Here is a 25755-nt window from a genome sequence, read left to right as displayed (position 1 = left end):
GCTAGATTGGAGTCGTCCATTCATCCAGCGAAGGAGACTCCGAATGAACACGAAGACAAAGCTGATTGCCGCATTGGGTGCAGGTGCAACGATCCTCGCCGTATCGCAGACCGCGATGGCCGGCGTCTCCGTCGGCCTCGCCATCGGCGCACCGGCGCCCATGTACGCCGCGCCGGCGCCGGTCTATGCACCGACCTATGTCGGCTGGCACGACGACCGCCGTTGGGACGACCGTCGCTGGGGCGATCGCCGTTGGGACGACCACCGCTGGCACGACCGTCACTGGGGCAGCGACCGCCGCGGCGCCTACGGCCACGACGACGGCTATCGCCGCTGGTAAGCGCGCGGCATCGCGTGGCTGATTAGCCGAGCCACGCACCGCAATCGCAGCAAACGCAGCAAACGCAGCAAACGCAGCAAACGAAAGCGCCTCGCGCAGTGCGAGGCGTTTTTCGTCGTGCGCAATGCGCGTCGGACCGTCACGCCATGATGTGCGCGCCGCCATCGATATACACGGTGTTGCCGGTCAGCCGCCGCGCGTAGCGCGTCGCCAGATACGCGGTGGCGTAACCCACATCCATGATGTCGACGAGTTCGCCGAGCGGCGCGCGCTCGACCGCTTCGGCCAGCATGCGGTCGAAATCGGGCAGCCCCGACGCCGCCCGCGTCTTGAGCGGCCCCGGCGAAACCGCATGCACGCGGATGCCCAGCGGACCGAGTTCGTACGCGAGATAGCGGCACGACGCTTCGAGCGCCGCCTTCACCGGCCCCATCAGGTTGTAGTTCGGCACGACGCGATTCGCGCCGTCATAGCTCATCGCGAACAGCGTGCCGCCGCGCGGCATCAGCGGCGCGGCGCGCTTCGCCATGCGGATGAAGGAGTGGCACGAGACGTCCATCGCATACGCAAAACCCTGCGCCGACGAATCGAGCAAACCGCCTTGCAGATCGGCCTTCGGCGCGTAAGCGATCGAATGCAGCGCGATGTCGAGCGAGCCCCAGTGCTCGCGCACGGCGTCGAACACGGCGTCGAGCTGCGCGTCGTCTTCGACGTTGAGCGGGAGCAGCAGCGTCGCGCCGAGTTCCTGCGCGAGCGGTTCAACGTAGGGTTTCGCCTTGTCGTTGAGATAGGTGAGCGCGATGTCCGCGCCCAGTTCGGCGAACGCGCGCGCGCAGCCCCACGCGATCGATTCGGCGTTGGCCACGCCCGTCACGAGCGCGCGCATGCCGGCGAGCGGCCGGTCGGGAGGAGTGTGCATGACGGACCTCGCGAGTGATGTTGCGGTTGTCTCAGACGATTTCGCGCCTGACCTCACGCGCGGCGCGCCTCGATGCACGCGCCGCGCGTGAATGCGCTATCGCACTTCACATTCGACTTCACTCGCCCGCAGAACGCGCGGCGCGGCGGCGCGCCGCGGCCGGACGCGACGTGCGCGTGGCAGCGGGCGGGCTCGCGGGACGCACGCGGCGGGCCGCGGGTTTCGTTGCCGTCTTCGTTGCGGGTTTCGTCGCGGCTTTGGCGGCGGTTTTCGCTGCGGGCTTCGTGGTCGGCTTCGTGGTCGGCTTCTCGGTCGGTTTGGCCGCCGGTTTCACCTCGGGCGCGTCGACGGCCTTCACCGCAGCCTCGACAGCCGCCTTCTCTTTCGCGTTCGTCGCGCGGCGCGGCTTCGCGGCGGCGGATGCGGCATCGGCCTTCGGAGCGTCGTGCTGATCTTGCGGATCGGCGGAAGCCTTCACCTGCGCGCCGCCCGCCGCCTGCGTCGAGCCGGAGCCGCCGCCCGCCGCACCGCTTCCGCTCGCGCCACCACTCTCGCCACCACTCGCACTGCCCCCGCCCGGCGGCGGCGGCAGCGGTTCTTTCTCGCTGCCCGGCTCCAGACCGAGCACGCGCTGCACTTCGGCGAAACGCTCCGCGCGCTCGCCGTCGAGCGGCCCCGACGCGCTCGCGACCTGATACACCGCCGACATCAGCAAACGACGCGAACGCGCATCCGGCACGAGGTCCGGCAACGCGGCGACGGCGGCCTGCGCATCGAGCTGCACGATCGCGCCCTGGCGGCGCGCGGCCTCCTTGAGTTCCGCGATGCTCGGCTGACGTTCGCCGAAATATTCGCGCGCCAGCTCGCGCATCTTCTGGAACGGCCGGTACTGCACCACATGCATTTCATCGGCGAGGTACGCCATGATGCGCATGAACACATCGAGCAGCGACGCCTTGTGCACATGCGCGTGCGCCGCGCGCAGACGCATCTGCGCCAGCTCCTTGCGCAGCGCCGTGAGCGGCGGCGCGATCGGATCGAGCGGCAGGCTGGGCGCGACGCCCACCCACGCCTGCACCCACGGCGCGGTGTAGAGGCTGTAGAAGGTGCTTTCGGTCCACGTGTCGCGCGCGTCGCGATACGCGTCCCACACGGCCTCGATGCTCGCCGACACCTGCTTTTCGATCAGCGTGAACGGGTTGTCGCGCTCCGCCGGTTTGCGATGCGCGCGCACCGCGTCGGCCACGGCGGGCAGCGCGCCGAGCACCGGGTTCGCATCGCTGAAAAAGCTGCGCTCCACGCGCGACGGATGCGACTCGCGCAGCAGATGCGCGCTGAGCGCATTGCTCGACGCGCGCACGGTCGGCGAGACGAACAGGTCGTAAATACGCTGATTGTTTTCCGCGAAACGACGCACGACTTCGAACGGCTGCTCGTCGTCGCGGCCGTCGTCGAGCGCGAGAATATCGTCGATGGTGCGGCGCTCGAAGCGGATCTCGTAGCGTCCTTCGAGCGCTTCGAGGCGGCCCGCTTCCGGCGTCGAATCGGTGATGCGCGCCTCGTAGAGTCCGGGCGGCAGCACGTCGATCAGATCGAGCGCCGAAAATAGTTCGGTGTGCTCTTTATTCGCCACGCTGGCCGACACGAAGATGCCGAGATGCCCCACCTTGTCGTGCAGACAGTAGACGATCACCTGCTCGTTCGCGACGATTTCATCCACGCTCGCGTAGAGATCGGGAATCCAGTTCAGCGCCTGTTGCGGCGGCGTGATGTTGTCGCCCCACGAAGCGAGCACGATGATCGGCGTGCGGATGTTGCGCAGATCCACGGGCGCGCGCGCGTTCTTCGCGTAGACCTCGTTGCGCGTGAGGTGATTGCCCACGAACAGGTTCTGCACGATCCAGTCGATTTCCGCGCGGTTCAGCTGGAAGTGGCCGCCCCACCAGCGCTCGAATTCGAGGAAGCGCTCGCGCTCCGTATCGACCTTCGCATAGAGGTTGTAGAGCTTGCCCCAGAATGTATTCGACGGATTGAGGTTCTCGAAGTTGGTGACGAGATGCGCGCCGTCGAAATGGCCGTCGCCGAGATCGGCCGCCAGCGACGACATCCACGAGCCGCCCAGCATGCCGCCCGAATAGCGCATCGGATTCTTGCCGCGCACGCCCGCCCAGTACGAAAGCGGCGAGCCCGCGAGCATCAGCGGACCGACCAGCGAAGGCGCGGACGCGGCCAGCAACGCGGCGGCCCAACCGCCCTGGCAGTTGCCGATCACGAAGGGCTGGCCGTCGGCGTCGGCATGCAGTTCGCGCACTTTCTGCAGGAACACGGCCTCGGCCTTGCCGACCGATTCGATCGTCTGCGTATCGGTGGGCACCGGGAAGAACGTCACGAAGTAGCACGGATGGCCCTTGCGCAGCGCGATGCCCACTTCGCTGTCCATCTTGAAGCCCGCGATGCCCGGACCGTGGCCCGCGCGCGGATCGATCACGACGAACGGACGCATGCGCGCGTCGGTCTGCACGCCCTCTTCGGGCTTGATGCGCAGCAGCGCGTAATTGCAGGGATCGTCGAGTTCGCGGCCGTCGACGATCACCTCGTAGTCGAACGCGAGCACCGGCGGCATGCCGGCTTTCTCGTGCATGTAGGTCTGGTTGCCGCGCTCGCGCAGCACGTCGAGGAACAGCACGCTGCGCTGCCAGGCGTCGAACAGATAGTCGTAGAGCGGCTGGATCGCGGCGGGCGCGGCGGCGGGCAAGGCCGGAAACGGCGGCATGGACTGAATCGACGGAATCGACGGAAACGACGCCAGCGGCTGCAACGGCGAGAAGGCAGTGGTCGCGCCCGCGCTTGCGGCGTCCAGCGCCTGTTGCGCCTGCGCGAACAGCGGATTCAACGCCGGGTCGAAGGCTGATCCGAAGGCGGATTTCAGCGCCGTCTGCGCGGCCTCGGCCGATTCGGCGAACGCGTTGGCGAGCGGCGAAAACAGCGGCGAGAGCGAGGAAAAAGCAGGCAGCGACGGAAACGATGAAAGCGACGAAGGCAGGGAAGTCAGCGACGGCGACAGCGGCCAGAGCGGCCAGAATGCGTTCGGCGCGTGAGTCGCATTGGGCGCGGCGTCCTGCGTCGCGTGGGAATCGGCTGGGAGTGCAGGCGAGAGAGCGGAAACTGCCACGACACGAATCTCCTTTAAGGGGGAGCGCGCGGCGTCTCGCGCAGGCCGCGCGAGCGAACCTGGGAGGCGGCGCGCGTCCGGCACCGGGCCGGCGAAGCGCATGCGCTGCGGATCGGCAGGCGGCGCAAGGCATGAACTGGCGCACGCGCGGCGCGGACCCGGCGGCATGCAAAACCACCAGGCGAGCGCAGGCGCCGCGCCGTGCTGCACTGCAGTATCCCAATCTAGGCAGCGCTCTGACGAAAGTCAAGGCGGGCCGAATCGCGCAGTCGCTGTCATCATCGCCGCGCGCCGTGAATGAGGCGTGACAGACGCGCTCGCGGGCCTTCGGCGGCCCTGCGACAAACGGTATCGGCACGGTTTTTTCGCGGCCGCTAACGCGCTCCGCAAGCCGATGCGCGATGAATCGGCGTTCGCGCCGCGCGCCATCACCGAACCGGCGCGACACCGCCCACGCGCACTTTTCGACCGGCGCCGCGCACGCTGGACTACACTGTTAGCGCTTTGCGCGCCGCAACATGCGCACGGCCGCCGCACCCGTTTTACCGCGTGGTTTCAGTCAACGTAGCGCCCTTCGAAGAGATGGACATGACTGCATCGCCCGACAAGTACTCGGTTCTGCTGGCGCGCTGCGCCGGCCTGCCGCCCGTGCCCACCGCCGTCGCGCATCCGTGCGATGTGTCGTCGCTGACGGGCGCGCTCGACGCCGCCAATCTCGGCCTCATTTCGCCGATCCTCGTCGGCCCCGAAGAGAAGATCCGCTCGGTGGCGCAGGAGGCGAATCTGTCGCTCGACAACGTCGTGATCGTCGACGCCCCGCACAGCCATGCCGCCGCCGAGCGCGCTGTGCACGCCGTGCGCGCGGGCGAGGCCGAACTGCTCATGAAGGGCAGCCTGCACACCGACGAACTGCTGCACGAAGTGGCTTCGGGCGCGAACGGCCTGCGCACCGAGCGCCGCCTCTCGCACGTGTTCGCGATGGACGTGCCCACGTATCACAAGCCGCTCTTCATCACCGACGCGGCCGTCAACATCTTCCCCAAGCTCGCCGACAAGGCCGACATCGTGCGCAACGCCATCGATCTCGTGCAGGCGCTCGGCATCGGCACGCCGAAGGTGGCGATCCTCGCGGCCGTGGAAACGGTCTCCGACAAGATGCCCTCGACGATCGACGCCGCCGCGCTCTGCAAGATGGCCGACCGCGGCCAGATCACCGGCGGCCTGCTCGACGGCCCGCTCGCCTTCGACAACGCGATCAGCGCAGAAGCCGCGCGCATCAAGGGCATCACCTCGCCGGTCGCGGGCGACCCCGACATCCTGCTCGTGCCCGACCTCGAAGCGGGCAACATGCTCGCCAAGCAGCTCACTTTTCTCGCGGGCGCGGAAGCGGCCGGCATCGTGCTCGGCGCGCGCGTGCCCATCATCCTCACGAGCCGCGCCGACACCGTGCGCTCGCGTATCGGCAGTTGCGCGATCGCGGTGCTGCTCGCCCACGCGCGGCGCGCGCGCATGACCGCGGAGGCGCTGTGACCGCTCATCTCACTTCCGCCCAGCTCTCGGAGCAACACGCCGCCGAAGGCCAGATCGTGCTCGTCGTGAACGCGGGCTCGTCGAGCATCAAATGTTCGGTGTATCGCGTGATCGACGATCCGCACGCCGAAGCCGGCGCGCGCGCGATACACGGCGCGGGCGGCCAGATCGAAGGCATCGGCGTGGCGCCGCGCGTGGTCGCGCATATGGCCGACGGCCGCCTGATCGTCGACGAAAAATTTCCGGTCGCCCAGGTCGCCGACCACGACGCCGCGTTCCGTCTGCTGCGCCTCGTGCTCGCCGTCGGTTTGCGCGACACGCCGCCCGCCGCGATCGGGCATCGCGTGGTGCACGGCGGCGCGCACTTCACCGACGCCGTGCTCATCGACGACAAGGTGATCGAGGAACTCGACGCGCTCACGCCGCTCGCGCCGCTGCATCAGCCGCACAATCTCGCGGCGATTCGCGCGGTGCGCGTGGCCGCGCCCGAGCTGCCGCAGGTGGCCTGTTTCGACACGGCCTTCCACGCGGGCAACGACATCATGGCGCAACTGTTCGCGCTGCCGTTTCACTACTACGAGGAAGGCATCCGCCGCTACGGCTTTCACGGGCTCTCGTACGAGTACATCGCGCATCATCTGCACACCGTCGCGCCCGATATCGCGCGCGGCCGCGTGATCGTCGCGCATCTGGGCAACGGCGCGAGCCTGTGCGCGATGAAGGACGGCAAGAGCGTGGAAACGACGATGGGCCTCACCGCGCTCGACGGCCTGCCGATGGGCACGCGCTGCGGCGCGCTCGACGCGGGCGCCGTGCTCTGGATGATGGCGCACGGCATGGATTACGCGGCGATCGAAAAGGTGCTGTATCAGGAGTCGGGGCTCAAGGGCATTTCGGGCCTCAGCAGCGATATGCGCGAACTGCTCGCGAGCGACAGCAAACAGGCGAAGCTCGCGGTGGACTTCTATACGTATCGGATCGCGCAGGAAGTGGGCAAGCTCGCGGTAGTGCTCGGCGGGCTCGATGCGCTGGTGTTCACGGCCGGGATCGGCGAGCATGCGGCGCCTGTGCGCGCGCAGGTGTGCGAGCGGCTCGCGCCGGTGTTCGGCATCGCGCTGGACACGGCCGCGAACGACGCGGGCAAGGAACGCGTGAGCGCGAGCGACAGCCGCGTGCCGGTGTTCGCGATTCCCACCGATGAAGAAGGCATGATCGCGCTGCACACGGCGCGGCTGCTGCGCGAGGCGCATGTGCATGCGCAGCCCGACGCGGGCGCGGGCGCGCGGCTCGGGCAGTGAAGTTGAGCACTGCGTGAGCGCTCTGCTTCGGCACGAGCGCCCGCGCGCCTGACGGCTCGGGCGCGCCTCCTCCCTCAAGCGAACGCGGAGAGACCGCCCGGCAAGACCGGCGCGGCGCTTTCCACGTCGCGAACCGGCTCCGCCTGTGCTTCGTCGTCACGCAGACGCTTGGGCGCCTCGCAATGCACGAGCGTATCGATGAAATACTTCGCGCGCGGCCACGGACCGAAGCCCGCCGCCGAGTTGATGTGACCCGCATCGCCGAGATTCACGAACGCGCTGCCCAGTTGCTGCGCGAGCTGACGCGCGCCGGCGAGCGGCATCCACGGATCGGTTTCGCTGCCGATCAGAATCGACGGCACGCTCAGACGGCGCGCCTCGAACGGCCCGGCGAAACGAAACTTCTCGGGGCTCGCGGGCGCGACGAACAGCACGCCCGCCACATCCGCGCCGAGCTTCCCCTGTTGCAGCGCGTGCGCGGTCACGAGACAGCCGAAGCTGTGCGCCGCAAGCAGAAAGGGCCCGCGCTCGCGCGCGAGGCGCTCGCGCAGGGCGTCGCTCCAGACCGCCAGATCGGGAGCGTCCCAGTCGGCCTGCTCCACGCGCAGCGAGTGCGCGAACTGACGTTCGAGCCAGGTCTGCCAGTGCGCACCGTCGCTGCCGTGCAAACCGGGCACGGTGACGAGTCGCGGCGGCCAGCGGGATTGAGCGCACGAAAGCATGATTTTTTCCTCGCATCGAGAGGTCGAGCATGGATTGTGATCCGCGACCCGTGCGTGCCGAACCAATTTTTTTTGCTTTGCTTTTTCAGGGGCGCCCGCCGACGCCCACCGGCAGGCCGTGCCGCCGCCCGCGTCGAGAAAGCCAGGCCAGCGGCGGCCCGAAAAAGTAGAATGGAGCGAATGCTGATTCAGTTGCCCATTCATCTGGCGATTCCGGTCGCCGGCTTCCGTCACTGAATTCCGTCGCGGGCCGTAGCCGCCTTTTGCTTCTGCTTTCGCCGCCGGGATTCGACACACCACGCGCAGCACGCTCACAAGCACGATGAAGATTCTGTTCTGGCTCCCGCAATCCGACGCTTCCGCCTGGCTTCAGGGCCTGTCCCGCGCGCTGCCCGCCGCGGAACTGCGCGCCTGGCAACCGGGCGACACCGCCCCCGCCGATTACGCCGTGGTCTGGCATCCGCCGCGCGAACTGTTCGCCGCGCGCCCCGGCCTCAAGGCGGTGTTCAACCTGGGCGCGGGCGTCGATGCGATCCTCGCGCTCGAACGCGAGCATCCCGGCACGCTCCCGCAAGACGCGCTGCTCGTGCGTCTCGAAGACTCCGGCATGGCGCCGCAAATGGCCGAATACGTGCAGCACGCGGTGCTGCGCTATCTGCGCCGTTTCGACGACTACACGCAGCAGCAGACGCGTGGCGAGTGGCACGTGCTCGCGCCGCATCCGCGCGAAACCTTCACCGTGGGCGTGCTCGGGCTCGGCGTGCTGGGCGCGCAGGTCGCGCACGCGGTGGCCGCGCTCGGCGTGCCGGTGCGCGGTTTCTCGCGCAGCGCGAAACATCTCGACGGCATCGAGACCTTCTCGGGCGAGTTGCACGGCGCGCAGTTCGACGCCTTCCTCGACGACGTGAAACTGCTCGTCAACCTGCTGCCCGCCACGCCCGACACCGAGAACGTGCTGAACGCGCGCACCTTCGGCAAGCTCGCGCGCGGCGCCTATGTCGTGAACGTCGCGCGCGGCACGCATCTGAACGAACCGGACCTGCTCGATGCGCTGACCAACGGCACGCTCGCCGCGGCCACGCTCGACGTGTTCCGCACCGAGCCGCTGCCGCACGATCATCCGTTCTGGCAGGAGCCGCGCATCACGATCACGCCGCATAGCTCGGCGCTGACCTTGCGCGACGAAGCGATCTCGCAGATCGCCGACAAGATCGAGGCGCTCGCGCGCGGCGAAACCGTGAGCGGCGTCGTGCATGCCGCGCGCGGCTATTGATGATCGGCTGAACACCGCCCGCCGCCCCCACAAGAAACCGGAGACACACATGGCCAGCAACGCCCTGCCGCAAGCCGTCAAGATCGTCGAAGTCGGACCGCGCGACGGTCTGCAAAACGAAAAGGAATTCGTCCCCACGGCGATCAAGATCGAGCTGATCGACCGCCTCACGCAGGCGGGTTTCGCGAACATCGAGGCGGCCTCGTTCGTCTCGCCGAAATGGGTCCCGCAGATGGCCGACGGCGCCCAGGTGATGGACGGCATCGCGCGCCGCGCGGGCACGATCTATTCGGTGCTCACGCCCAATCTGCGCGGCTTCGAAGGCGCGCTCGCCGCGCGCGCGGACGAGATCGTGATCTTCGGCGCCGCGAGCGAAGCGTTCTCGCAGAAGAACATCAACTGCTCGATCGCCGAGAGCATCGAGCGCTTCGCGCCCGTTGCCGAAGCGGCCAGGGCCAACGGCGTGCGCATTCGCGGCAGCGTGTCGTGCGCGCTCGGCTGCCCGTATCAGGGCGAAGTGCCGGTCGCGTCGGTGGTCGACGTCGTGGCACGCTTCGCCGCGCTCGGCTGCGACGAGATCGATATCGCCGACACCATCGGCGTGGGCACCGCGAAGCGCGTGCACGAAGTGTTCGAAGCCGTCACGAAGGCGTTCCCGCGCGAGCGCCTCTCGGGCCACTTCCACGACACCTACGGCCAGGCGCTCGCCAACATCTACGCCGCGCTCGAAGAAGGCATCGCGATCTTCCACGCCTCGGTCGCGGGCCTCGGCGGCTGCCCGTACGCGAAAGGCGCGACCGGCAACGTCGCGACCGAGGACGTGCTGTATCTGATGAACGGCCTCGGCATCCGCACCGGCATCGACCTCGATCAGGTGGTCGCCGCCGGCGACTTCATCTCGACGGCCATCGGCCGCCCGAACGTCTCGCGCGCGGGCAAGGCGCTGCTCGCGAAACGGCAGAACGCCGCCGCGTGCGCGTGACCCGCCCGCGTACTCGCCACACTGCAACGAAGGACCTCAGGACATGACGGAAACGCTCATCAACTCCGAGAAAGACGGCATCGACGCCCTGCCCGATTCCGCGCAACGCGTCGCGCTCCTGCTGCGCGACCACGGCCATGCCAAGCCGGTCGTGCTGCTGCCCGAAACCGGCAAGACCTCGGCCGAAGCGGCCGCCGGTCTCGGCTGCGAAGTGGCGCAAATCGCCAAGTCGATCCTGTTCCGCCGCCGCTCGGACGACGCGCCCGTGCTCGTGATCGCGAGCGGCGCGAATCGTGTCGACGAAAAGAAAGTCGAGGCGCATGTCGGCGCGATCGGCCGCGCGGATGCGAAGTTCGTGCGCGAGAAAACCGGCTATGCGATTGGCGGCGTGTGCCCGATCGGTCACGCCACCAAACCCGTCACGCTGATCGACGCCGACCTGTTCTCGCTCGACAGCCTGTGGGCCGCCGCCGGCCATCCGCATGCGGTGTTCAATCTGTCGCCGCAGGAACTCGCGGCGATGACCGGCGCGCCCGTGGTCGACGTCGCGCTGCGCGACGCATGAGCGGCCGCGCACCGAACCCGTCGTCGGCGATGCCGGCAGCGATGTCTTCGGCGACCGGCACGCCCTCGCCCTGCATCAGCGTGTGCCGCATGCACGAGCCGAGCGGCCTGTGTGAAGGCTGCCTGCGCACGCTCGACGAGATCGCCCTGTGGTCCACGTTCGACGACGCCGCGAAACGCGCCGTTTGGGATGCGATCGAAACGCGCCACGCGAACTGGATCGCCGAGCGCTTCGGCGGTAAAAACAGCAACAACAGCGATGAGGCCGCATCATGACCGCGCCCGCCCGCATCGTGCAGATCGGCGAAACGTTTCGCTCGACGCTCGCACTCTCGCCCGATTCGGTGAAGTCGTTCGCCACGCTCGTGAACGATCTGAACCCGCTGCATCACGACGACGACTACGCCGCGCAAAGCCGCTTCGGCGGTCTGATCGCCTCGGGCACGCAGCCCACCGCGCATTTCATGGCGCTGCTCGCGACGCATTATTCGCAGCACGCGCAGCCGCTCGGCCTCGAATTCGACATGAAGCTCAAGCGCGCCGCGCACGCGCACGATGTCATCACTTTCGAATGGCGCGTGGTGGAGGCGTACTGGAAAGCCAGCCTGAACGGCGATCTCGTGAAGCTCGACGGCACGGCCACGAACCATCGCGGCGAGACGCTCGTGATCGGCCGCGCGACCATCCTCGTGATGCCGAAGCCCGCCTCATGACGCTGCCGGATTCGATCCGCGTATTCGAGCGCGGCTGGCTCTCGTCGAACAATGTGCTGCTCGTCGATGAGGCACGCGCGGCGCTCGTCGATACCGGTTACGCCACGCATGCCGCGCAGACCGTCGCGCTCGTGCAGCATGCGCTCGCGGGCCGCGCGCTCGACGCGATCGTCAACACGCATCTGCATTCGGATCATTGCGGCGGCAACGCGCGATTGCAGACGCAATGGCGCTGCGACACGCTGATTCCCGCCGCCAGCGCCGACGCCGTGCGCGCGTGGGACGCCGCGCGCCTCACCTTCGACGCCACCGCGCAGACCTGCGAGCGCTTCGCGTTCACGGGTACGCTCGCGCCGGGCGACCGGCTTTCGCTCGGCGGTTTCGACTGGGACGTGCTGGGCGCGCCGGGCCACGATCCCGACTCGCTGATGCTCTACGCGCCCGAGCCGCGCGTGCTGATCAGCGCCGACGCGCTCTGGGAAAACGGCTTCGGCGTGATCTTTCCGGAACTGGACGGCGCGAGCGGATTCGCCGAGCAGCAGGCCGTGCTCGACGTCATCGCGCAACTCGATATCGCGATGGTGATTCCGGGCCACGGCGCGCCGTTCGCCGACGCGCGCGCCGCACTCGAACGCGCGAATTCGCGTCTTGCGTGGCTGCGGGCCGATCCGGCACGCAACGCGAAAAACGCGCTCAAGGTGCTGATCGTGTTCAAGCTGCTCGATGTGCGCAGCCTGAGTTTCGACGCGCTGAACGCGATGGTGGCAAACGCATCGATCATCCGCGCTGCGGCGCAGCAACTCGCGCCCGAAAGCGCGTGGCCCGCCCTGGTGCGCGAACTCACCGGCGAGCTGGCGAAAAGCGGCGCGCTGGTGCTGCGCGAACACGGCATCGAGGCGCCCGCCGGCACGGTCTGAGCCGCGCTAAAAAAAACGCTCGTCCTTTTTCGGGGACGAGCGTGAGTATCGTGCTCTGACGTGATCAAACTGTCGAGCCGATCATACTCGCGCGAGAAGACGCGCCGCATCAGTGATTTCCCTAAAAACGGGGCGGCAGTGAAATGCCGTGTAACAAGACGGTTAAAGCATGCAGAACCGCACCTTGATGCAGCCTAAATCGCTGAAATTCATGGCGCCAAAAATTATTTCGCCATCCGAATCAATAGACGAAATTGGAGCGCGTGCATCAAAGACCGATATGCACGCGCAGCCAGTCGAACAAATGCGAGCACAGATATAAACCGAGCCCGATCGTGCCGCCGATCACCGTGCCGTTCACGCGTATTTCCTGTAGATCCTTGCCGATCTTCAGTTCGATCAGGCGCGCGGTTTCACGCGTGTCCCAGTTACGCACCGTGTCGCGGATGTGATGCGTGAGATAGCGCGAAAAATCCGGCGCCATCGCGCGCGCGGCGTCTTCCAGATGGCTGTTGAGCGAGGCGCGCAGATCGGCGTCGGCGGCCAGCGCTTCGCCGAGCCAGCGTCCCGTCGCGGCCACTTTCGCGTGCAGCGTGGAATCGTCGCGTTCGAGGTCGTCGCGCAGCCACGCGCGCAGGCTCTCCCATAGCTCGCGCGTGTAGTCGTTGAGCGCGCTGCCTTCGCGCAGGCTCGTCTTCAGTTCTTCGCCCTTGCGCAGAAACGCGGGATCGTTCTTGAGCTGCACGATCAGGCGCTGCACGATCTCGTCGAACTTCACGCGCAGATGATGCTCGCGGTCCTCGCTCACTTGCAGCAGCAGGCGGTTCACGGCGCTTTCCAGCACGCGCGCGCCGCTTTCGCCGATCCATTCCGAGGGCAGGAATTTCTCGGTCTTCGGAAACTCGCCCTTGAGTCCATCGACGATGCGCGTCGCCACGAACGCGCGCGTGCTGTCTTCGGCCAGCAGCAGGCCGAGTTGATCGAGCAACTGGTCGAGCAGTTCCTGATGACGGCCGTCCTTCGTGAGCGTGTCGAGCAGCGCGCCCGCCGACTTCGAGAGATCGACCTTGTCGAGCGCCGCATGCAGACCGTCGCGGATAAAGCTCTGGATGCGTGCGTCGTCGGTGAGGCCGAGCAGGCCCGACATGAGCCGCACCGCGTAGTCGCCGAGATGGCGCGCGTTTTCGGGCGCGCGCAGCCACGTGGACAGGCGCTCGACCGGATCGTGGCGGCGGATCAGCCCGACGAGCGAACTCACGTCGAGAAACTTCTCCTGCACGAAGGCGGCGAGTTCGTCGGCGATGCGGTCCTTGTTGCGCGGAATCACGCCCGTGCGCCGCGCGATGAACGGAATCGGCACGCGCCGGAACAGCGCGACCACGGCGAACCAGTCCGCCAGCGCGCCGACCATCGCGGCCTCGCTGACGGCCTTGATGCCGTCGATCACCACGCCCGGCGGCGACAGCGCCGTGACGACGAACACCAGCGCCGCGCCCAGCAGCAGCGCCAGCGCGCGCCGTTTGGCGCGGCGCAGGTCGCGTTCGTCCTGACTGGGTTCGGCGTGCGTGTCGCGCGTGTCGTGCGTGTCGTGCTTGTCACGATGCGCGGGCGGGATCGGATCGGGCGATGAGGAAGGCGTGGTCATGCGGCTGACGCGTCGGGCGGTTCGAACCGCGCCATTATGCGGCCAGCGTGTTGAGGGCCGCCTCGGCCGCGCCATATCGGCTTGATCTCGCCTCGATCGAATTTGCCGCGTGAGGTCGGCGGCGCCGACGCCCTGCGTGCCCTGCGTGCCCTGCGTGCATCGTGCGCGTGACGCGAATCACGCGCCTTGCGCCTTGCTCCGCGCCGGCACGATGCGCCAGCCGAGATTGACGCCCGCCGCCGCGAGCAGGATCAGCGCCGCGCCCGCGACCTGAATCCACGCGAGCCGTTGACCGAACGCGAACCAGTCGACCAGAATCGCCACGACCGGATAGATGAACGAGAGCGCGCCGGTCATCGCCGTCGGCAGCTTCTGGATCGCGCCGTACAACAGCACGTACATGATGCCCGTGTGCACGATGCCGAGCGTGACGATCTGCGCCCAGTGCACGGGCGTCGCGGGCAGCGTGCCGTAGTGGATGAACGGCGCGAGCGCGAACGCGCCGAACGCGAGTTGCACGAGCGCGATCAGATGCGGCGGCGTGCCCTTCAGATGCCGCGTGATGATCGACGAAATCGCGTAGAGCAACGCCGCGCCCGCCGCGCAGGCCACGCCGGTCAGATATTGGCCCGGCACCGCGAGCACGGCGGGCTGCACCTCGACCACGCCCACCAGCCCGACGAACGCCAGCGCGAGCCACACGACGGTGGACGCGCTCACGCGTTCGCGCAGCACCAGCACGCCGAGTCCGACCAGCATGAACGGCTGCGTGTTGTAGACGGCGGTGGCCATCGAAATGGAGGCGCGCGAATACGCGGCGAACAGCAGCACCCAGTTCGCGACGATGGCCGCGCCGCCCGCCATCGCGAGCGCCAGCGTGCGCCACGGCAGCCGCTGCCGGAACAGCCCGAGCGCCGCGCAGACGAGCGCGAGCATCGCGCCGCCCAGCACGCAGCGCATGAACGCGACGTTGATGGGCGCCTGCTGCGAATCGACGACGAGCCAGCCGATGGTGCCGGACATCAGCATCGCAACGATCATCTCGCCCGCGCCGCGGCGGATTTCGGGAGTGGCCATGAGTGCGTGTTCCTCGTGGAGGGATGCGTCGGTGAATGGTTGAAAGTCTACGCAGGCCGTCTCGCGAAATACAGCGCTAAACTAAGGCACAACCGCTCACTTTCCTTCGAATCGAAGGCACAAGACGCAAGCGAGCCGACAAACCGCAGGAGGCAGATGATGAACAAGCGACCGAACCCGCCGGCCGCCGCGCTCGACGAGATCGACCGCGCGCTGCTGGCCGCCCTCGTCGAGGACGCGCGCGCGAGCGTGAGCGAACTCGCGCGGATCGTCGGGCTGTCGGCGCCCAGCACCTCGGAGCGCTTGCGGCGGCTCGAAGCGCAGGGCGTGATCGGCGGCTATACGGTGCGCATCGACCCGCGCGCGCTCGGCTACACGCTGCAGGCCATCGTGCGCGTGAAGCCGCTGCCGGGTCAGTTGCATCTGGTGGAAGACGTGATCCGTCGCATTCCCGAGTTCATCGAATGCGACAAGGTCACTGGCGACGACTGCTTCATCGCGCGCATCTGGCTGCATTCGATCGAGCAGCTCGACGAGATTCTCAACAAGGTCACCGAGCGCGCGGAGACCAGCACGGCGATCGTCAAATCGACGCCCGTGCCGCGCCGCCTGCCGCCGCTCGGCTGATCCGCGCCCGCGGGTTCGATCGGGACGCTAGTCCTGCCGCTCGGTCGCCTCGAAGAACGACAGGATCTCGGCGGTCAGTTCCGCGCTCGCTTCCTCGGGAATGTAATGGCCGCAGGCGAGCGCGCGGCCGCTCACGTCGCGCGCCACCTTGCGCCATTCGGCGAGCGGATCGAAGCACTGCTCGATCACGCCATGCTCGCCCCACAGCACGCGCAGCGGGCACGCGACCTTGTGGCCGCGCTCGATGTCGGCGCGGTCGTGTTCGAGGTCGATGGTCGCCGACGCGCGATAGTCCTCGCACATCGCGTGCACCGCACCGGGCTGGCGCAGCGCCGCGCGGTACGCGCCGAGCGCCTTGGGCGCGAACGGCGCGAGGCCCGCGTGACGGCTGCCCATCACGCGCTCGATGTAGGCGTCGGGATCGGCGCCGATCAGCGCTTCGGGCAGCGGCTCCGGCTGGATCAGCAGGAACCAGTGGAAATAGAGCGTGGCGAATTCGCGGTTGGTCTGCTCGTACATGGCGAGCGTGGGCGCGATGTCGAGCAGCATCAGGCGCTCGACGGCGTCCGCGTGGTCGAGCGCCATGCGATGCGCGACGCGCGCGCCGCGGTCGTGCGCGCAGACGAGAAAGCGCTCGAAGCCGAAGTGACGCATGACCGCGACCTGATCGGCGGCCATCGCGCGCTTCGAATAGGCGGCGTGCGTGGCGTCGCTCGGCGGCTTCGACGACGCGCCGTAGCCGCGCAGGTCGGTGGCGATCACGGTGAAGTGCTTCGCCAGATCGTCCGCGCAGCGATGCCAGATCATGTGCGTCTGCGGATGGCCGTGCAGCAGCAGCAGCGGCGGTCCGTCGCCGCCCTTGATGCCCGCGATCTCGACGCCGTTCGCGGTGGGAACGGTGAAGGGCGTGAATCCATCGAACGGCATGGCATGTCTCCCTGGTGTGCTTGTTGGTCTGTGCGACATTGTAGGAGGGGCGCGCGGCGCGCAGCGGCGCTTTCGGGCCAGAAAAGCTAGAAACCGAACACTCCCTCCAGACGATGCGGCGGCGCGCGCGGCATGCGCGCGAGGACGCGCACCTATAATCGAACGACCGTTTTATAAGCGATGTAAGGAGATCCCGTCATGGCATTGCCCGCCGTCCTGCAGAACCTGTCCTTGCCCGTCGTCGCCTCGCCGATGTTCATCGTGAGCTATCCCGAGCTGGTGCTCGCGCAGTGCAAGGCGGGCATCGTCGGCTCGTTCCCGGCGCTCAACGCGCGCCCCGCTGAACTGCTCGACGAATGGCTCACGCAGATCGAGGAACAACTCGCCGCGCACAAGGCCGCGAACCCCGACGCCGTGATCGGCCCGATCGCCGTGAACCAGATCGTCCATCAGTCGAACGCGCGGCTCGAACACGACATCCGCGTCTGCGTGGAACATCGCGTGCCGATTTTTATTACGAGCCTGCGCGCGCCGCCCAAAGAACTGCTCGACGCGGTGCACAGCTACGGCGGCATCGTGCTGCACGACGTCATCAATCTGCGCCACGCGGGCAAGGCGCTCGAAGCGGGCGTGGACGGGCTGATCCTCGTCGCGGCGGGCGCGGGCGGCCACGCGGGCACGACCTCGCCGTTCGCGCTGGTGGGCGAAGTGCGGCGCATCTTCGACGGCCCGATCGTGCTCTCGGGCGCGATCGCCAACGGCGGCTCGATCCTCGCCGCGCAGGCGATGGGCGCCGATCTGGCCTACATGGGCACGCGCTTCATCGCGACCCAGGAAGCGCACGCGGTCGAGGCGTACAAGCACGCGATCCTCGAAGCCAAGGCCGCCGACATCGTCTATACGAACCTGTTCACGGGCGTGCACGGCAACTACATCCGCGAAAGCATCGTGAACGCCGGGCTCGATCCGGACGCGCTGCCCGAGTCGGACAAGTCGAAGATGAGCTTCGACAGCGGCGCGGCGAAGGCGTGGAAGGACATCTGGGGCGCGGGCCAGGGCGTCGGCCTGATGGACGACGTGCCGTCGGTGGCGCAACTGGTCGAGCGTCTGAAGCAGGAGTACGACGAGGCGAAGGCGCGGCTGGGTATCGGGAAGTCAAGCGGGCGATAAAAGCGAACGATAAAAGCGGGCGGCGCGCAGCCAGCTCGCGCCCGCCCGCGCCGCTAGACCACCGTGCGCAAGGCCGCGGCGCGAATCTGCTCCACGCCCGGCCAGAGCGCGCGCGAGCCGAAGCGCTCGGCGAGGAAATCGACGAACGAACGCACCTTCGCCGACAGATGGCGGCGGCTCGCGTAAACGGCGTAAATCGGCAGCTCGCGCGGCGGCAGCGCGTCGACGAGCAGCGGCACGAGGCGGCCCTCGGCGATGTCGTCGCCGATCACTTCGGTGCCGAGCATCGACAGCCCGCCGCCCTGCAACACCACCACGCGCAGCGCCTCCAGGTGATTGACGATCAGGTTGCCGGCCGGCTTGGCCCGCGCGCCCGCCTCCGAGAACGGCGCCAGCTCGGCCGCCGACGCGCCCGCGTAATGCACGAACTTGTGCTTCGCGAGATCGGCGACCGTCTTCGGCACGCCGTGGCGGCGCAGATACTCGGGCGAGGCGCACAGCACGATATGCGCGGTGGCGAGCGGCCGCGCGATCAGCGAAGACGATTTGAGGCCCGAAGGCGAGGCGCGGATCGCCACATCGAAACCCTCGTCGATCAATTCGACGACGCGGTCCGACAGCGTGATATCGACGGTCACCTGCGGAAAATCGGCGGCGTAGTCGGCGACCGCGCCCATCACGTGGCGCAGCCCGAACGCCGTCAGCGACGACACGCGCAGCCGCCCTTGCGGCACCACGCTCGCGGCGCCGACGGCCTGACCGGCCTCGTCGAGTTCGGTGAGCGCCTGGGCCACGCGCTCGTAATATTCGCGCCCGGCCTCGGTCGGCGCGACGCGGCGCGTGGTGCGGTTCAAGAGGCGCGCGCCGAGCTGCTGTTCGAGGTGCATCACATGCTTGCTCGCCATCGCCGCCGACATGCTCATGCGCTCGGCCGCCGCCACGAAGCTCCCCGCCTCGACCACCTGCCGGAACACTTTCATGCTGACGAGGGTATCCATCGCGTCTTTCTTCCCGCAAAAATCAGGTTAATCAGGAAACAAATCAGGAAATAATCGGCGATATTGTGCGCGCTTTATCAAATCCTGGTAGCCAAACACCCAGGCTTCGCCGTTGCGCGCGCAATAAAAAACCCCGCGCTGCGAACAGCGCGGGGTTTTTTCCCCGGCGGGTGAAAGCGCGTGCCTAGAACTTCGCGCGCAGCCCCACGCCGTAGGTCATGCCCGACGACATGTTGTCGTAGTGGTCGTACATGTAGGCCGCGTAGACGTCGGTGCGCTTCGACAGCGGATAGTCGTAACCGACCGCCGCCGTGTTGTGCGTCTGGTTCAGGCCGCCGCTGTCGCGCGAGTACGCGTACGACGCCATCACCGTGCCCGGGCCGGCCGGCACCGAGACGCCGCCCTGCGCCGTGTTCACGTGCCAGCTGCTGATGTCGCTGTTGTTGTTCGTGTACATGTACTGGCCGAAGAACTTCACGTACTTGAGGTCGTACGACAGGCCGACCTGCGCCACGCCCTGGCTGCGCAGGCCGACGATGGTCGCCTCGCCGCTGACGATGCTGCCGATGTCGCCCGGCGTGCTGTTGAAGTTCACGTACTGATACACGGCCGTGGCCGCGAACGGGCCGTGGAAGTACAGCGCCTGGGCGCTCCACTTCTTCTTGCCGTTGTCGCCGGCCTGGTTGCCGAGCGCGTACATCACCGAGCCCGACAGGCCGTTGAAGTTCGGCGTCGAGTACTGCACCGCGTTGTTCCAGCCCGAGTCGCCCACCACGCCCTGATCGGTCGTGTAGGTCGGGTAGGTCGAGAGGCCGAGATAGACGTGGTACACCATCGGCGAGAAGGTGTACGAGTCGATGAACGGGTTGAACAGGATCGTCGAGACGAACAGCTGCGTCGTCAGGCGGCCCGCCGTGAACGTACCGTACGGCGATTCGAGGCCGACGTAGGCGTTACGCGCGAAGAAGGTGTCGCCGGAGAAGCGGCCGTCCTGGCCGTTCTGCGCGCGGAAGAAGCTTTCGAGCGCGAAGATCGCCTTGTAGCCGCTGCCGAGGTCTTCCGAGCCCTTCAGGCCCCAGTACGACGTCGACATGCCGCCGCCGCCGACGTTCCAGGCCGTCTGGCTGCCGGGGAAGCGCGTCGCGCCGACCCATTCGTCGACCTGACCGTAGAGCTGAACGCTCGATTGCGCAAACGCCGACGACGAAGCGCCGGCGAGAACGGCGGCGATGGCGCACGCCTTGAGAGACGTGCGCAAGGGCGCGCGCAGCGCGCGGCTGACGGCTGTATTCATGAGTTCTCCTGTCCTTGTCAAAAAAGTGAGACTGGCGGCTATGGCGCTCGCGCAAACCGTTTGTTTTTCGTCGGCCGCTGGCGTGGCCGTTCTGGGCGGATCCATCTTTGCGGACCATTTTTATGGACAAAAATATCGGTTGTTATCGCCGGTATATCGGCCCGATTAGTTTGTCGCCCGTGAAACCTGCCTGGTCGGTTTTTGGCGCCTCGTGCGCTGCGTCGCAGCATCGACTTCGCTCGCTGCGCGACCTTTGCCTGCGGGGCTTTGACCCGGTTTTCACGTGCACCGGCGCTTCCGATGACGCACCGCCGTAGCGAAGGCGAGATTTGATGACGAAAGGGTTCTGTATGACGAGTGATTTCCAAAAAAGTGTGGTATCCACGCGTCAGTTTCGTGTGATGAAGGCGCAAGCGGCGTATGGAAGCGCTTTCGGCGATTTCGCGCGACATGAAATGCGATGCGGCGGACGAATCGCAAGACAGCGGGAAGCACGCCGAAAGTGCGTCTGAAAGACGATCGGAAGTGAAGTGGGACGGTTTGCGCGGGGAAGGGTGAGACGCGCGGGCGGGAAGAAGACGGTGGTGTGCGTGGGCGCAGGGTGCGCGCAGCGTGATCGGCAGGTCGGCGTCCGTGGCAGTTAGTTGCGATAAACCAAGCCGAAGTCGCCGAGCGCGCCTTGGCGGTGGCCCTGCCCGTCAGTTAGTTGCGTGGCTTCAGTTTCGATACGGCGACGACATCGGCGGACGAGGCACGTCGCCGCCGCCGCGCGCGTACGGCCGGAAGCCGCCACCGCGCTCTTCGTTATAGCGCGCGACGTCTTCGCGGATCGAACCGGCGCGCACCGGCGAATCGGCGGGCGGATGCGGCACTTGACGCGTTTCCGCGCTCACGGGCTGGATGGGGCCGTGATAGCCGCCGCCCGTGCCGAAGCCATTGCCATAAGGGTTGGCGTAGGGATTGCCGCCGTAGCCGCGCGAGCCGCCATTGTCGCGGCGCGAAGCCTGACGGCCACCGCCGCGCTCGCGCCAGCCGCCCTGGTCGGCGACGCGCATCGGCACGGGTGCGACGCCGCCGTGCGGGACATAGCGCATGCCCTGCATGCCGCCGTAACCGCGCGGCGCTTCGCGCACCACGGGCGCGCGCTGAAACCCACCGCTGCCGTGGAAGCCGGGTTGTGCATGGGCGAGCGCAACGAGGGCCGCCAAACCGGCCCCCAGTATCCACTGCCCCATCCGTAACAACCCTGCACGCATTGTGTCGATCACCTGCCCGACGATCAGCATGGCGTCCAGCCACTCGGGCCATGGCGGGCCAATTCCGGGAAGCGTGCGCGGCGCGTAACGATTGCCGCCGCAACGGTCGCCCTGACGTTCCTTGACGGTAATTTATGGGCGCCCGGAAGGGGTGTCGAGCCAAAAAATGTTATGCCCTCGGAAGGGTTGTAACACCATGTTACTGCTGGATTTCCGGTCTTTCCGGCGCGCTTCGGCCAGGCCCGGTTCGTGCTCCTGAAAGCCCGTCCGGCGTGGCTTTGCGGGCAGAAGGGCGGGATCGTTCGGCGTGCTTCGCGATGCGCCTTTCGCCAGAGGAATAAGGTGATGGGCAAGTGCATTGTCTCGCGCCGGCGACACCCGTCGACGCCCTTCCGGCCGTCGCGAAAATCGCGCCTGAAAGCCGCGACTTCATGCGCACTGCTCATTAATCAATTCTTCAAATGAATTTGCATTTTCAATGGCCTTGCGCCGACAATAGCGTTCCCGATGATCCGTTGTGCGCCCATCGAACCGCGCACGGCGAGGCGCTGCTGCGCGCACCCGAGATTGTGTAATGGCTCGTCCGAAATTCCTGCCCGATAACTTCACGCTGTGCCTCGTCGGCACCGTGATCCTCGCCAGCCTGCTGCCCGTGCACGGCGCGGCCACCGTGCCGTTCAACTGGCTCACCAACGTCGCCGTCGGCCTGCTGTTCTTCCTGCACGGCGCCAAGCTCTCGCGCGAGGCGATCGTCGCCGGCGCCACGCACTGGCGTCTGCACCTCGTCGTGCTGGCGAGCACCTTCGTGCTGTTCCCCGTGCTCGGCCTCGCGCTCAAGCCGCTGCTCTCGCCGCTCGTCACGCCCGCGCTCTATATGGGCGTGCTGTTCCTCTGCACGCTGCCCTCCACCGTGCAGTCGTCGATCGCGTTCACCTCGATCGCGCGCGGCAACGTGCCGGCGGCCGTGTGCAGCGCGTCGGCGTCGAGCCTGATCGGCATCTTCGTCACGCCCGCGCTGGTGAGCCTCGTCGTCACCAATCAGACGGCCGGCGGCACCTCGGCATGGCACACGGTCTGGAACATCGTGCTGCAACTGCTCGTGCCGTTCGTCGCGGGCCAGTTGCTGCGCCCCGTCATCGGACGCTGGATCGAGCGCAATCGCGGCGTGCTCAAATTCGTCGATCAGGGCTCGATCCTGCTGGTGGTGTTCGGCGCGTTCTCGGAAGCCATCAACGAAGGGCTCTGGCACCACACGCCGCTCGCCGCGCTCGGCGGGCTCGTGGTGGTGAACGCGGTGCTGCTCGCGCTGGCGCTCGGCATCACGATGTTCACGAGCAAAAAGCTGGGCTTCTCGCGCGCGGACCAGATCACCATCATTTTCTGCGGCTCGAAGAAGAGCCTCGCGGCGGGCGTGCCGATGGCGAAGGTGATCTTCGCGTCGAACGCCGTGGGCGCGGTCGTGCTGCCGCTGATGCTGTTCCACCAGATCCAGTTGATGGTGTGCGCGGCGCTCGCCCAGCGCTGGGGAGCACGCGACATGAGCGCCGAGCGCGCAGCCGATGCCGGCGACGAATCGCGCGCCGGCGGCGAACGCACGGCGGCGGCGCGTCGATAACGCCTTCGGTGGGCGCGGCTGCGCCCACCTTCTTCCTCTCGCTGCCGGGTTCTTCGCGCAGCCACCCCATCCTCACCGACCGACCCGCGCCACTCGCTCGCGCGCTCGTCTTCCTCCGCTGCATCCGCCCTTCATCGCGATCCTGACGCTCCCCGGCCACAGCGCCGCGCCGCGCAAATCGCCGCGCAAACGTTAGCCTCCCTGTCCGCGCCCCCTTTTCGTCTGACTGTCATTAAAAGTTCATTCAATTGGCAGACGCTGCTGCCGTTATTTCTGTCGTCAAAGCCTGTCTTGGCTCTTTCCATGTCTGCACGCGCGTCCACGCCGCCGGTCCAGAGAACTGCGGCTCCGATGGCTATTCCGCTGTCCGCCGCCAGCCCGGCCGGCATCGAAGCCTTGATCGCCCAGCGCCAGCTGCGCGCCGTCTTCCAGCCGATCGTCGATCTGGACGATGGCGCGATCCTCGGCTACGAGGGCCTCGTGCGCGGTCCCGCCGGTTCGCCGCTCGAATCGCCGGCCGCCCTGTTCGCCGAGGCGAACCGCGCCGGCTGCACGCTCGCGCTCGAACGCGCCGCGGCGGCCGCCTGCATCGCCGCCTTCGCGCAGCTCGGCTGCCACGGCAAGCTGTTTCTCAATTTCAGCGCCGACGCCCTGCGCGACCTGACCGATCACGGCGGCGACACGCTCGCGCTGTTCGACGGCACGCTCGACGCGCACCGCGTCGTCATCGAGCTGACCGAGCAATGCGCGGTCGAGGACGTACGCGGCTTCAAGCACGTGGTCGCGGCGCTGCGCGCGGCGGGCGCGCAATTCGCGCTCGACGACTACGGCAGCGCCAACGCGAGCATGAATGTGTGGGTGCAGTTGCAGCCCGACGTCGTGAAGATCGACCGCTTCTTCATCCAGGACATCGCCAACGACGCGCTCAAGTTCGAAGCCGTGCGCGCGATGCAGCACTTCGCGCAGGCGAGCGGCGCACGGCTCGTCGCGGAAGGCATCGAGAACGAGGCCGATCTGATCGTGCTGCGCGATATGGGCATCGCGACCGGTCAGGGCTTCTTCCTCGGACGGCCCGAGGCGCAGCCGCCGCGCGCGCTGGCCGAACGCGCGCGCGACGCGCTGCGCGCGCAGCACATCGCCGTGTTTCCGGAAGCCACGCGACACACGGGCGCGAGCGGCAACGGCAGCGCGCCCGCGGAGAAAATGCGCGTGCACGCACCCGCGCTGCCGCGCAAGGCGACCAACAACGACGTGCTCGAACTCTTCACCCGCCTGCCCGATCTGCACGCGGTGGCCGTGGTCGAAGGCGAGACGCCGATCGCGCTGATCAACCGGCGCGCCTTCATGGACCGCTACGCGCTGCCCTATCACCGCGAGCTGTTCGGCAAGAAGGCGTGTCTGCAATTCGCGAATGCGTCGCCGGTGCTGATCGAGCAGACCATGAGCGTCGAGCAGATGGCGACGCTGCTCGCGAGCGACGACCAGCGCTATCTCGCCGATGGCTTCGTGATCACCGACAGCGGCCGTTACGCCGGGCTCGGCACCGGCGAGAGCCTCGTGCGCGCGGTCACCGAAGTGCGCATCCAGGCCGCGCGTTACGCGAATCCGCTCACCTTTTTGCCGGGCAACATTCCGATCAGTTCGCACATCGACCGGCTGCTTTCACACGACGCGGGCTTTCACGCGTGCTACGTCGATCTGAACCAGTTCAAGCCGTTCAACGACCAGTACGGCTACTGGCAGGGCGACGAGGTGCTGAAGTTCGCGGCGCAGGTGCTCGCCGACGCGTGCGATCCCACGCGCGATTTTCTCGGCCACGTGGGCGGCGACGACTTTCTGCTGCTGTTCCAGAGCGAAACCTGGCGCGAGCGCGTGCGCCACGCGATCGAGACCTTCAACGCGGGCGCGCAGCGTTTCTACGCGCCCGCCGACCGGCTCGCGGGCGGCATCCACGGCGAGGACCGCCAGGGGCATCCGGCCTTCTTCGCGTTCGTGACGATGGCGGTCGGCTGCGTGCATATCGCGCCGGGCCACGGCTCGCAGCATGGCAGCGATGCGATCGCGTCGCTGGCCGCCATCGCCAAGCGCCGCGCGAAGCAGGAAGCGAGCGGACTCGTCGCGATCGACGGCGGCGAAAGCGCGACGCTGCTGCCCACGCTCGCGACGACGGCGAACGCGAACGCGACACCGGCCTAGCGCGCAGGACGTAAAGAAAGCGCAATCGACAACCGAACGCAGACGAAAAAAACGAGGCCGGCGCGGAGTGATCCGCGCCGGCCTTTTTTGCTCTGGGTGCGTCATGCAGGTTACGCACCCTTAACCCACGCGCCGCTAGATCGTCCCCATCAACACCAGCACGACCACGACGATGACCACGATGCCCAGCGTGCCGGACGGCGCGTAGCCCCAGGACCGGCTGTGCGGCCATGCAGGAAAAGCGCCGATCAGCAGCAGGATCAGTATGACGAGAAGCAAGGTGCCGAGCATGATGCCTCCGTTCCGTTTCGAATGATGACCTGCGACATAGCGCAAACGCCGTGCCCGTCGTCCGCACGACCGACGATGTTTAGGAAGTTTTACTAAACATGTCAATTTACGTTTATTCCCGTGATTACGGGTATTTACGGGGGTTTTTCAGCCCGATGCAACGTTGTGTGCCACAGTTTTTACTATACAATCGCCGCACACCTGACCACACCAGCCAGGGCTAACAGGA

The 25755-nt window shown here is 67.3% G+C and carries 23 protein-coding genes; 13 read left to right on the top strand and 10 right to left on the bottom strand.

The window, feature by feature from the left end; translation table 11 throughout:
• Positions 1-43 precede the first annotated feature (43 nt).
• The gene (locus G5S35_RS00810; protein WP_183038465.1) at positions 44-340 is read left to right on the top strand and encodes a hypothetical protein; all 297 of its coding nucleotides are present in this window, start codon (positions 44-46) and stop codon (positions 338-340) included.
• A 139-nt stretch (positions 341-479) separates the two neighbouring features.
• Here the strand turns inward: G5S35_RS00810 and fabI are convergent, their stop codons facing one another.
• Together fabI and G5S35_RS00800 are read right to left on the bottom strand one after the other, a co-directional pair.
• Positions 480-1259 carry an enoyl-ACP reductase FabI gene (fabI, locus tag G5S35_RS00805; protein ID WP_065062032.1) on the bottom strand — a complete coding sequence of 260 codons (780 nt, stop codon included), beginning with the start codon at positions 1257-1259 and terminating at the stop codon, positions 480-482.
• Positions 1260-1377: 118 nt separating this feature from the next.
• Positions 1378-4431: a DUF3141 domain-containing protein gene (locus tag G5S35_RS00800; RefSeq protein WP_338048706.1), complete on the bottom strand. Its 3054-nt coding sequence runs from the start codon at positions 4429-4431 to the stop codon at positions 1378-1380.
• Positions 4432-5013: 582 nt separating this feature from the next.
• Between G5S35_RS00800 and G5S35_RS00795 the strand changes: the two genes are divergently transcribed.
• Both G5S35_RS00795 and G5S35_RS00790 read left to right on the top strand, forming a co-directional pair.
• Positions 5014-5961, top strand: coding sequence for a bifunctional enoyl-CoA hydratase/phosphate acetyltransferase (locus G5S35_RS00795; RefSeq protein ID WP_065062028.1), 948 nt, complete (start codon positions 5014-5016; stop codon positions 5959-5961).
• Complete coding sequence (locus G5S35_RS00790; RefSeq protein ID WP_237181309.1) at positions 5958-7259, top strand: acetate/propionate family kinase; 1302 nt, start codon at positions 5958-5960, stop codon at positions 7257-7259. The genes G5S35_RS00795 and G5S35_RS00790 overlap by 4 nt, the downstream gene beginning before the upstream one ends.
• Before the next feature lie 74 nt (positions 7260-7333).
• Here G5S35_RS00790 and G5S35_RS00785 read toward each other — a convergent pair whose 3' ends face one another.
• A complete protein-coding gene (locus G5S35_RS00785; RefSeq protein ID WP_065062026.1) occupies positions 7334-7981 on the bottom strand; it encodes an RBBP9/YdeN family alpha/beta hydrolase in 648 nt (215 codons plus the stop codon).
• Between the two features lie 322 nt (positions 7982-8303).
• On the opposite strand from G5S35_RS00785, the gene G5S35_RS00780 reads away from it, so the two are divergent.
• From G5S35_RS00780 to G5S35_RS00755, 6 genes are read left to right on the top strand one after another with little or no spacing between them, the layout of a single operon-like run.
• A complete protein-coding gene (locus G5S35_RS00780) occupies positions 8304-9254 on the top strand; it encodes a 2-hydroxyacid dehydrogenase (RefSeq protein ID WP_065062024.1) in 951 nt (316 codons plus the stop codon).
• Positions 9255-9303: 49 nt separating this feature from the next.
• Positions 9304-10236: a hydroxymethylglutaryl-CoA lyase gene (locus G5S35_RS00775; protein WP_065062021.1), complete on the top strand. Its 933-nt coding sequence runs from the start codon at positions 9304-9306 to the stop codon at positions 10234-10236.
• 43 nt (positions 10237-10279) lie between these two features.
• Positions 10280-10801: a YbaK/EbsC family protein gene (locus G5S35_RS00770; protein ID WP_065062019.1), complete on the top strand. Its 522-nt coding sequence runs from the start codon at positions 10280-10282 to the stop codon at positions 10799-10801.
• Positions 10802-10830: 29 nt separating this feature from the next.
• The gene (locus G5S35_RS00765; protein ID WP_074981723.1) at positions 10831-11076 is read left to right on the top strand and encodes a DUF1289 domain-containing protein; all 246 of its coding nucleotides are present in this window, start codon (positions 10831-10833) and stop codon (positions 11074-11076) included.
• Positions 11073-11513, top strand: coding sequence for a MaoC family dehydratase (locus tag G5S35_RS00760; protein ID WP_110325318.1), 441 nt, complete (start codon positions 11073-11075; stop codon positions 11511-11513). The genes G5S35_RS00765 and G5S35_RS00760 overlap by 4 nt, the downstream gene beginning before the upstream one ends.
• The gene (locus G5S35_RS00755) at positions 11510-12430 is read left to right on the top strand and encodes an MBL fold metallo-hydrolase (protein ID WP_183038464.1); all 921 of its coding nucleotides are present in this window, start codon (positions 11510-11512) and stop codon (positions 12428-12430) included. The genes G5S35_RS00760 and G5S35_RS00755 overlap by 4 nt, the downstream gene beginning before the upstream one ends.
• Positions 12431-12698: 268 nt before the next feature.
• On the opposite strand, the gene G5S35_RS00750 is transcribed toward G5S35_RS00755, so the two are convergent.
• Both G5S35_RS00750 and G5S35_RS00745 read right to left on the bottom strand, forming a co-directional pair.
• Positions 12699-14075 carry a DUF445 domain-containing protein gene (locus G5S35_RS00750; protein WP_110325314.1) on the bottom strand — a complete coding sequence of 459 codons (1377 nt, stop codon included), beginning with the start codon at positions 14073-14075 and terminating at the stop codon, positions 12699-12701.
• Positions 14076-14252: 177 nt separating this feature from the next.
• Complete coding sequence (locus G5S35_RS00745) at positions 14253-15152, bottom strand: DMT family transporter (protein ID WP_065062014.1); 900 nt, start codon at positions 15150-15152, stop codon at positions 14253-14255.
• 159 nt (positions 15153-15311) lie between these two features.
• Between G5S35_RS00745 and G5S35_RS00740 the strand changes: the two genes are divergently transcribed.
• A complete protein-coding gene (locus G5S35_RS00740) occupies positions 15312-15779 on the top strand; it encodes an Lrp/AsnC family transcriptional regulator (protein WP_065062302.1) in 468 nt (155 codons plus the stop codon).
• A 27-nt stretch (positions 15780-15806) separates the two neighbouring features.
• On the opposite strand, the gene G5S35_RS00735 is transcribed toward G5S35_RS00740, so the two are convergent.
• On the bottom strand, positions 15807-16706 hold the full coding sequence (locus G5S35_RS00735; protein WP_065062013.1) for an alpha/beta fold hydrolase: 900 nt from the start codon (positions 16704-16706) through the stop codon (positions 15807-15809).
• Positions 16707-16904: 198 nt separating this feature from the next.
• Here G5S35_RS00735 and G5S35_RS00730 point away from each other — a divergent pair, with 198 nt between their 5' ends.
• Positions 16905-17876, top strand: coding sequence for an NAD(P)H-dependent flavin oxidoreductase (locus G5S35_RS00730; protein WP_110325312.1), 972 nt, complete (start codon positions 16905-16907; stop codon positions 17874-17876).
• Positions 17877-17929: 53 nt separating this feature from the next.
• Here G5S35_RS00730 and G5S35_RS00725 read toward each other — a convergent pair whose 3' ends face one another.
• From G5S35_RS00725 to G5S35_RS00715, 3 genes are all read right to left on the bottom strand, one after another.
• Positions 17930-18874, bottom strand: coding sequence for a LysR family transcriptional regulator (locus tag G5S35_RS00725; protein WP_065062009.1), 945 nt, complete (start codon positions 18872-18874; stop codon positions 17930-17932).
• Between the two features lie 184 nt (positions 18875-19058).
• Positions 19059-20168, bottom strand: coding sequence for a porin (locus G5S35_RS00720; protein ID WP_183038463.1), 1110 nt, complete (start codon positions 20166-20168; stop codon positions 19059-19061).
• 716 nt (positions 20169-20884) lie between these two features.
• On the bottom strand, positions 20885-21454 hold the full coding sequence (locus tag G5S35_RS00715; RefSeq protein WP_183712853.1) for a hypothetical protein: 570 nt from the start codon (positions 21452-21454) through the stop codon (positions 20885-20887).
• Positions 21455-21998: 544 nt separating this feature from the next.
• On the opposite strand from G5S35_RS00715, the gene G5S35_RS00710 reads away from it, so the two are divergent.
• Both G5S35_RS00710 and G5S35_RS00705 read left to right on the top strand, forming a co-directional pair.
• Positions 21999-23039, top strand: coding sequence for a bile acid:sodium symporter family protein (locus G5S35_RS00710; RefSeq protein ID WP_065062004.1), 1041 nt, complete (start codon positions 21999-22001; stop codon positions 23037-23039).
• Between the two features lie 351 nt (positions 23040-23390).
• Positions 23391-25235, top strand: coding sequence for an EAL domain-containing protein (locus tag G5S35_RS00705; protein ID WP_237181308.1), 1845 nt, complete (start codon positions 23391-23393; stop codon positions 25233-25235).
• 135 nt (positions 25236-25370) lie between these two features.
• On the opposite strand, the gene G5S35_RS00700 is transcribed toward G5S35_RS00705, so the two are convergent.
• Positions 25371-25526 (bottom strand): DUF3309 family protein, encoded by a 156-nt coding sequence (locus G5S35_RS00700; RefSeq protein ID WP_042296285.1) that lies wholly within the window; start codon positions 25524-25526, stop codon positions 25371-25373.
• Positions 25527-25755 lie beyond the last annotated feature (229 nt).

The sequence above is a fragment of the Paraburkholderia tropica genome, assembly GCF_014171495.1.
Classification (GTDB): domain Bacteria; phylum Pseudomonadota; class Gammaproteobacteria; order Burkholderiales; family Burkholderiaceae; genus Paraburkholderia; species Paraburkholderia tropica.
The sequence above is the reverse complement of the archived record's forward strand: the minus strand, read 5'-3'. Positions and strand labels throughout refer to the sequence as shown.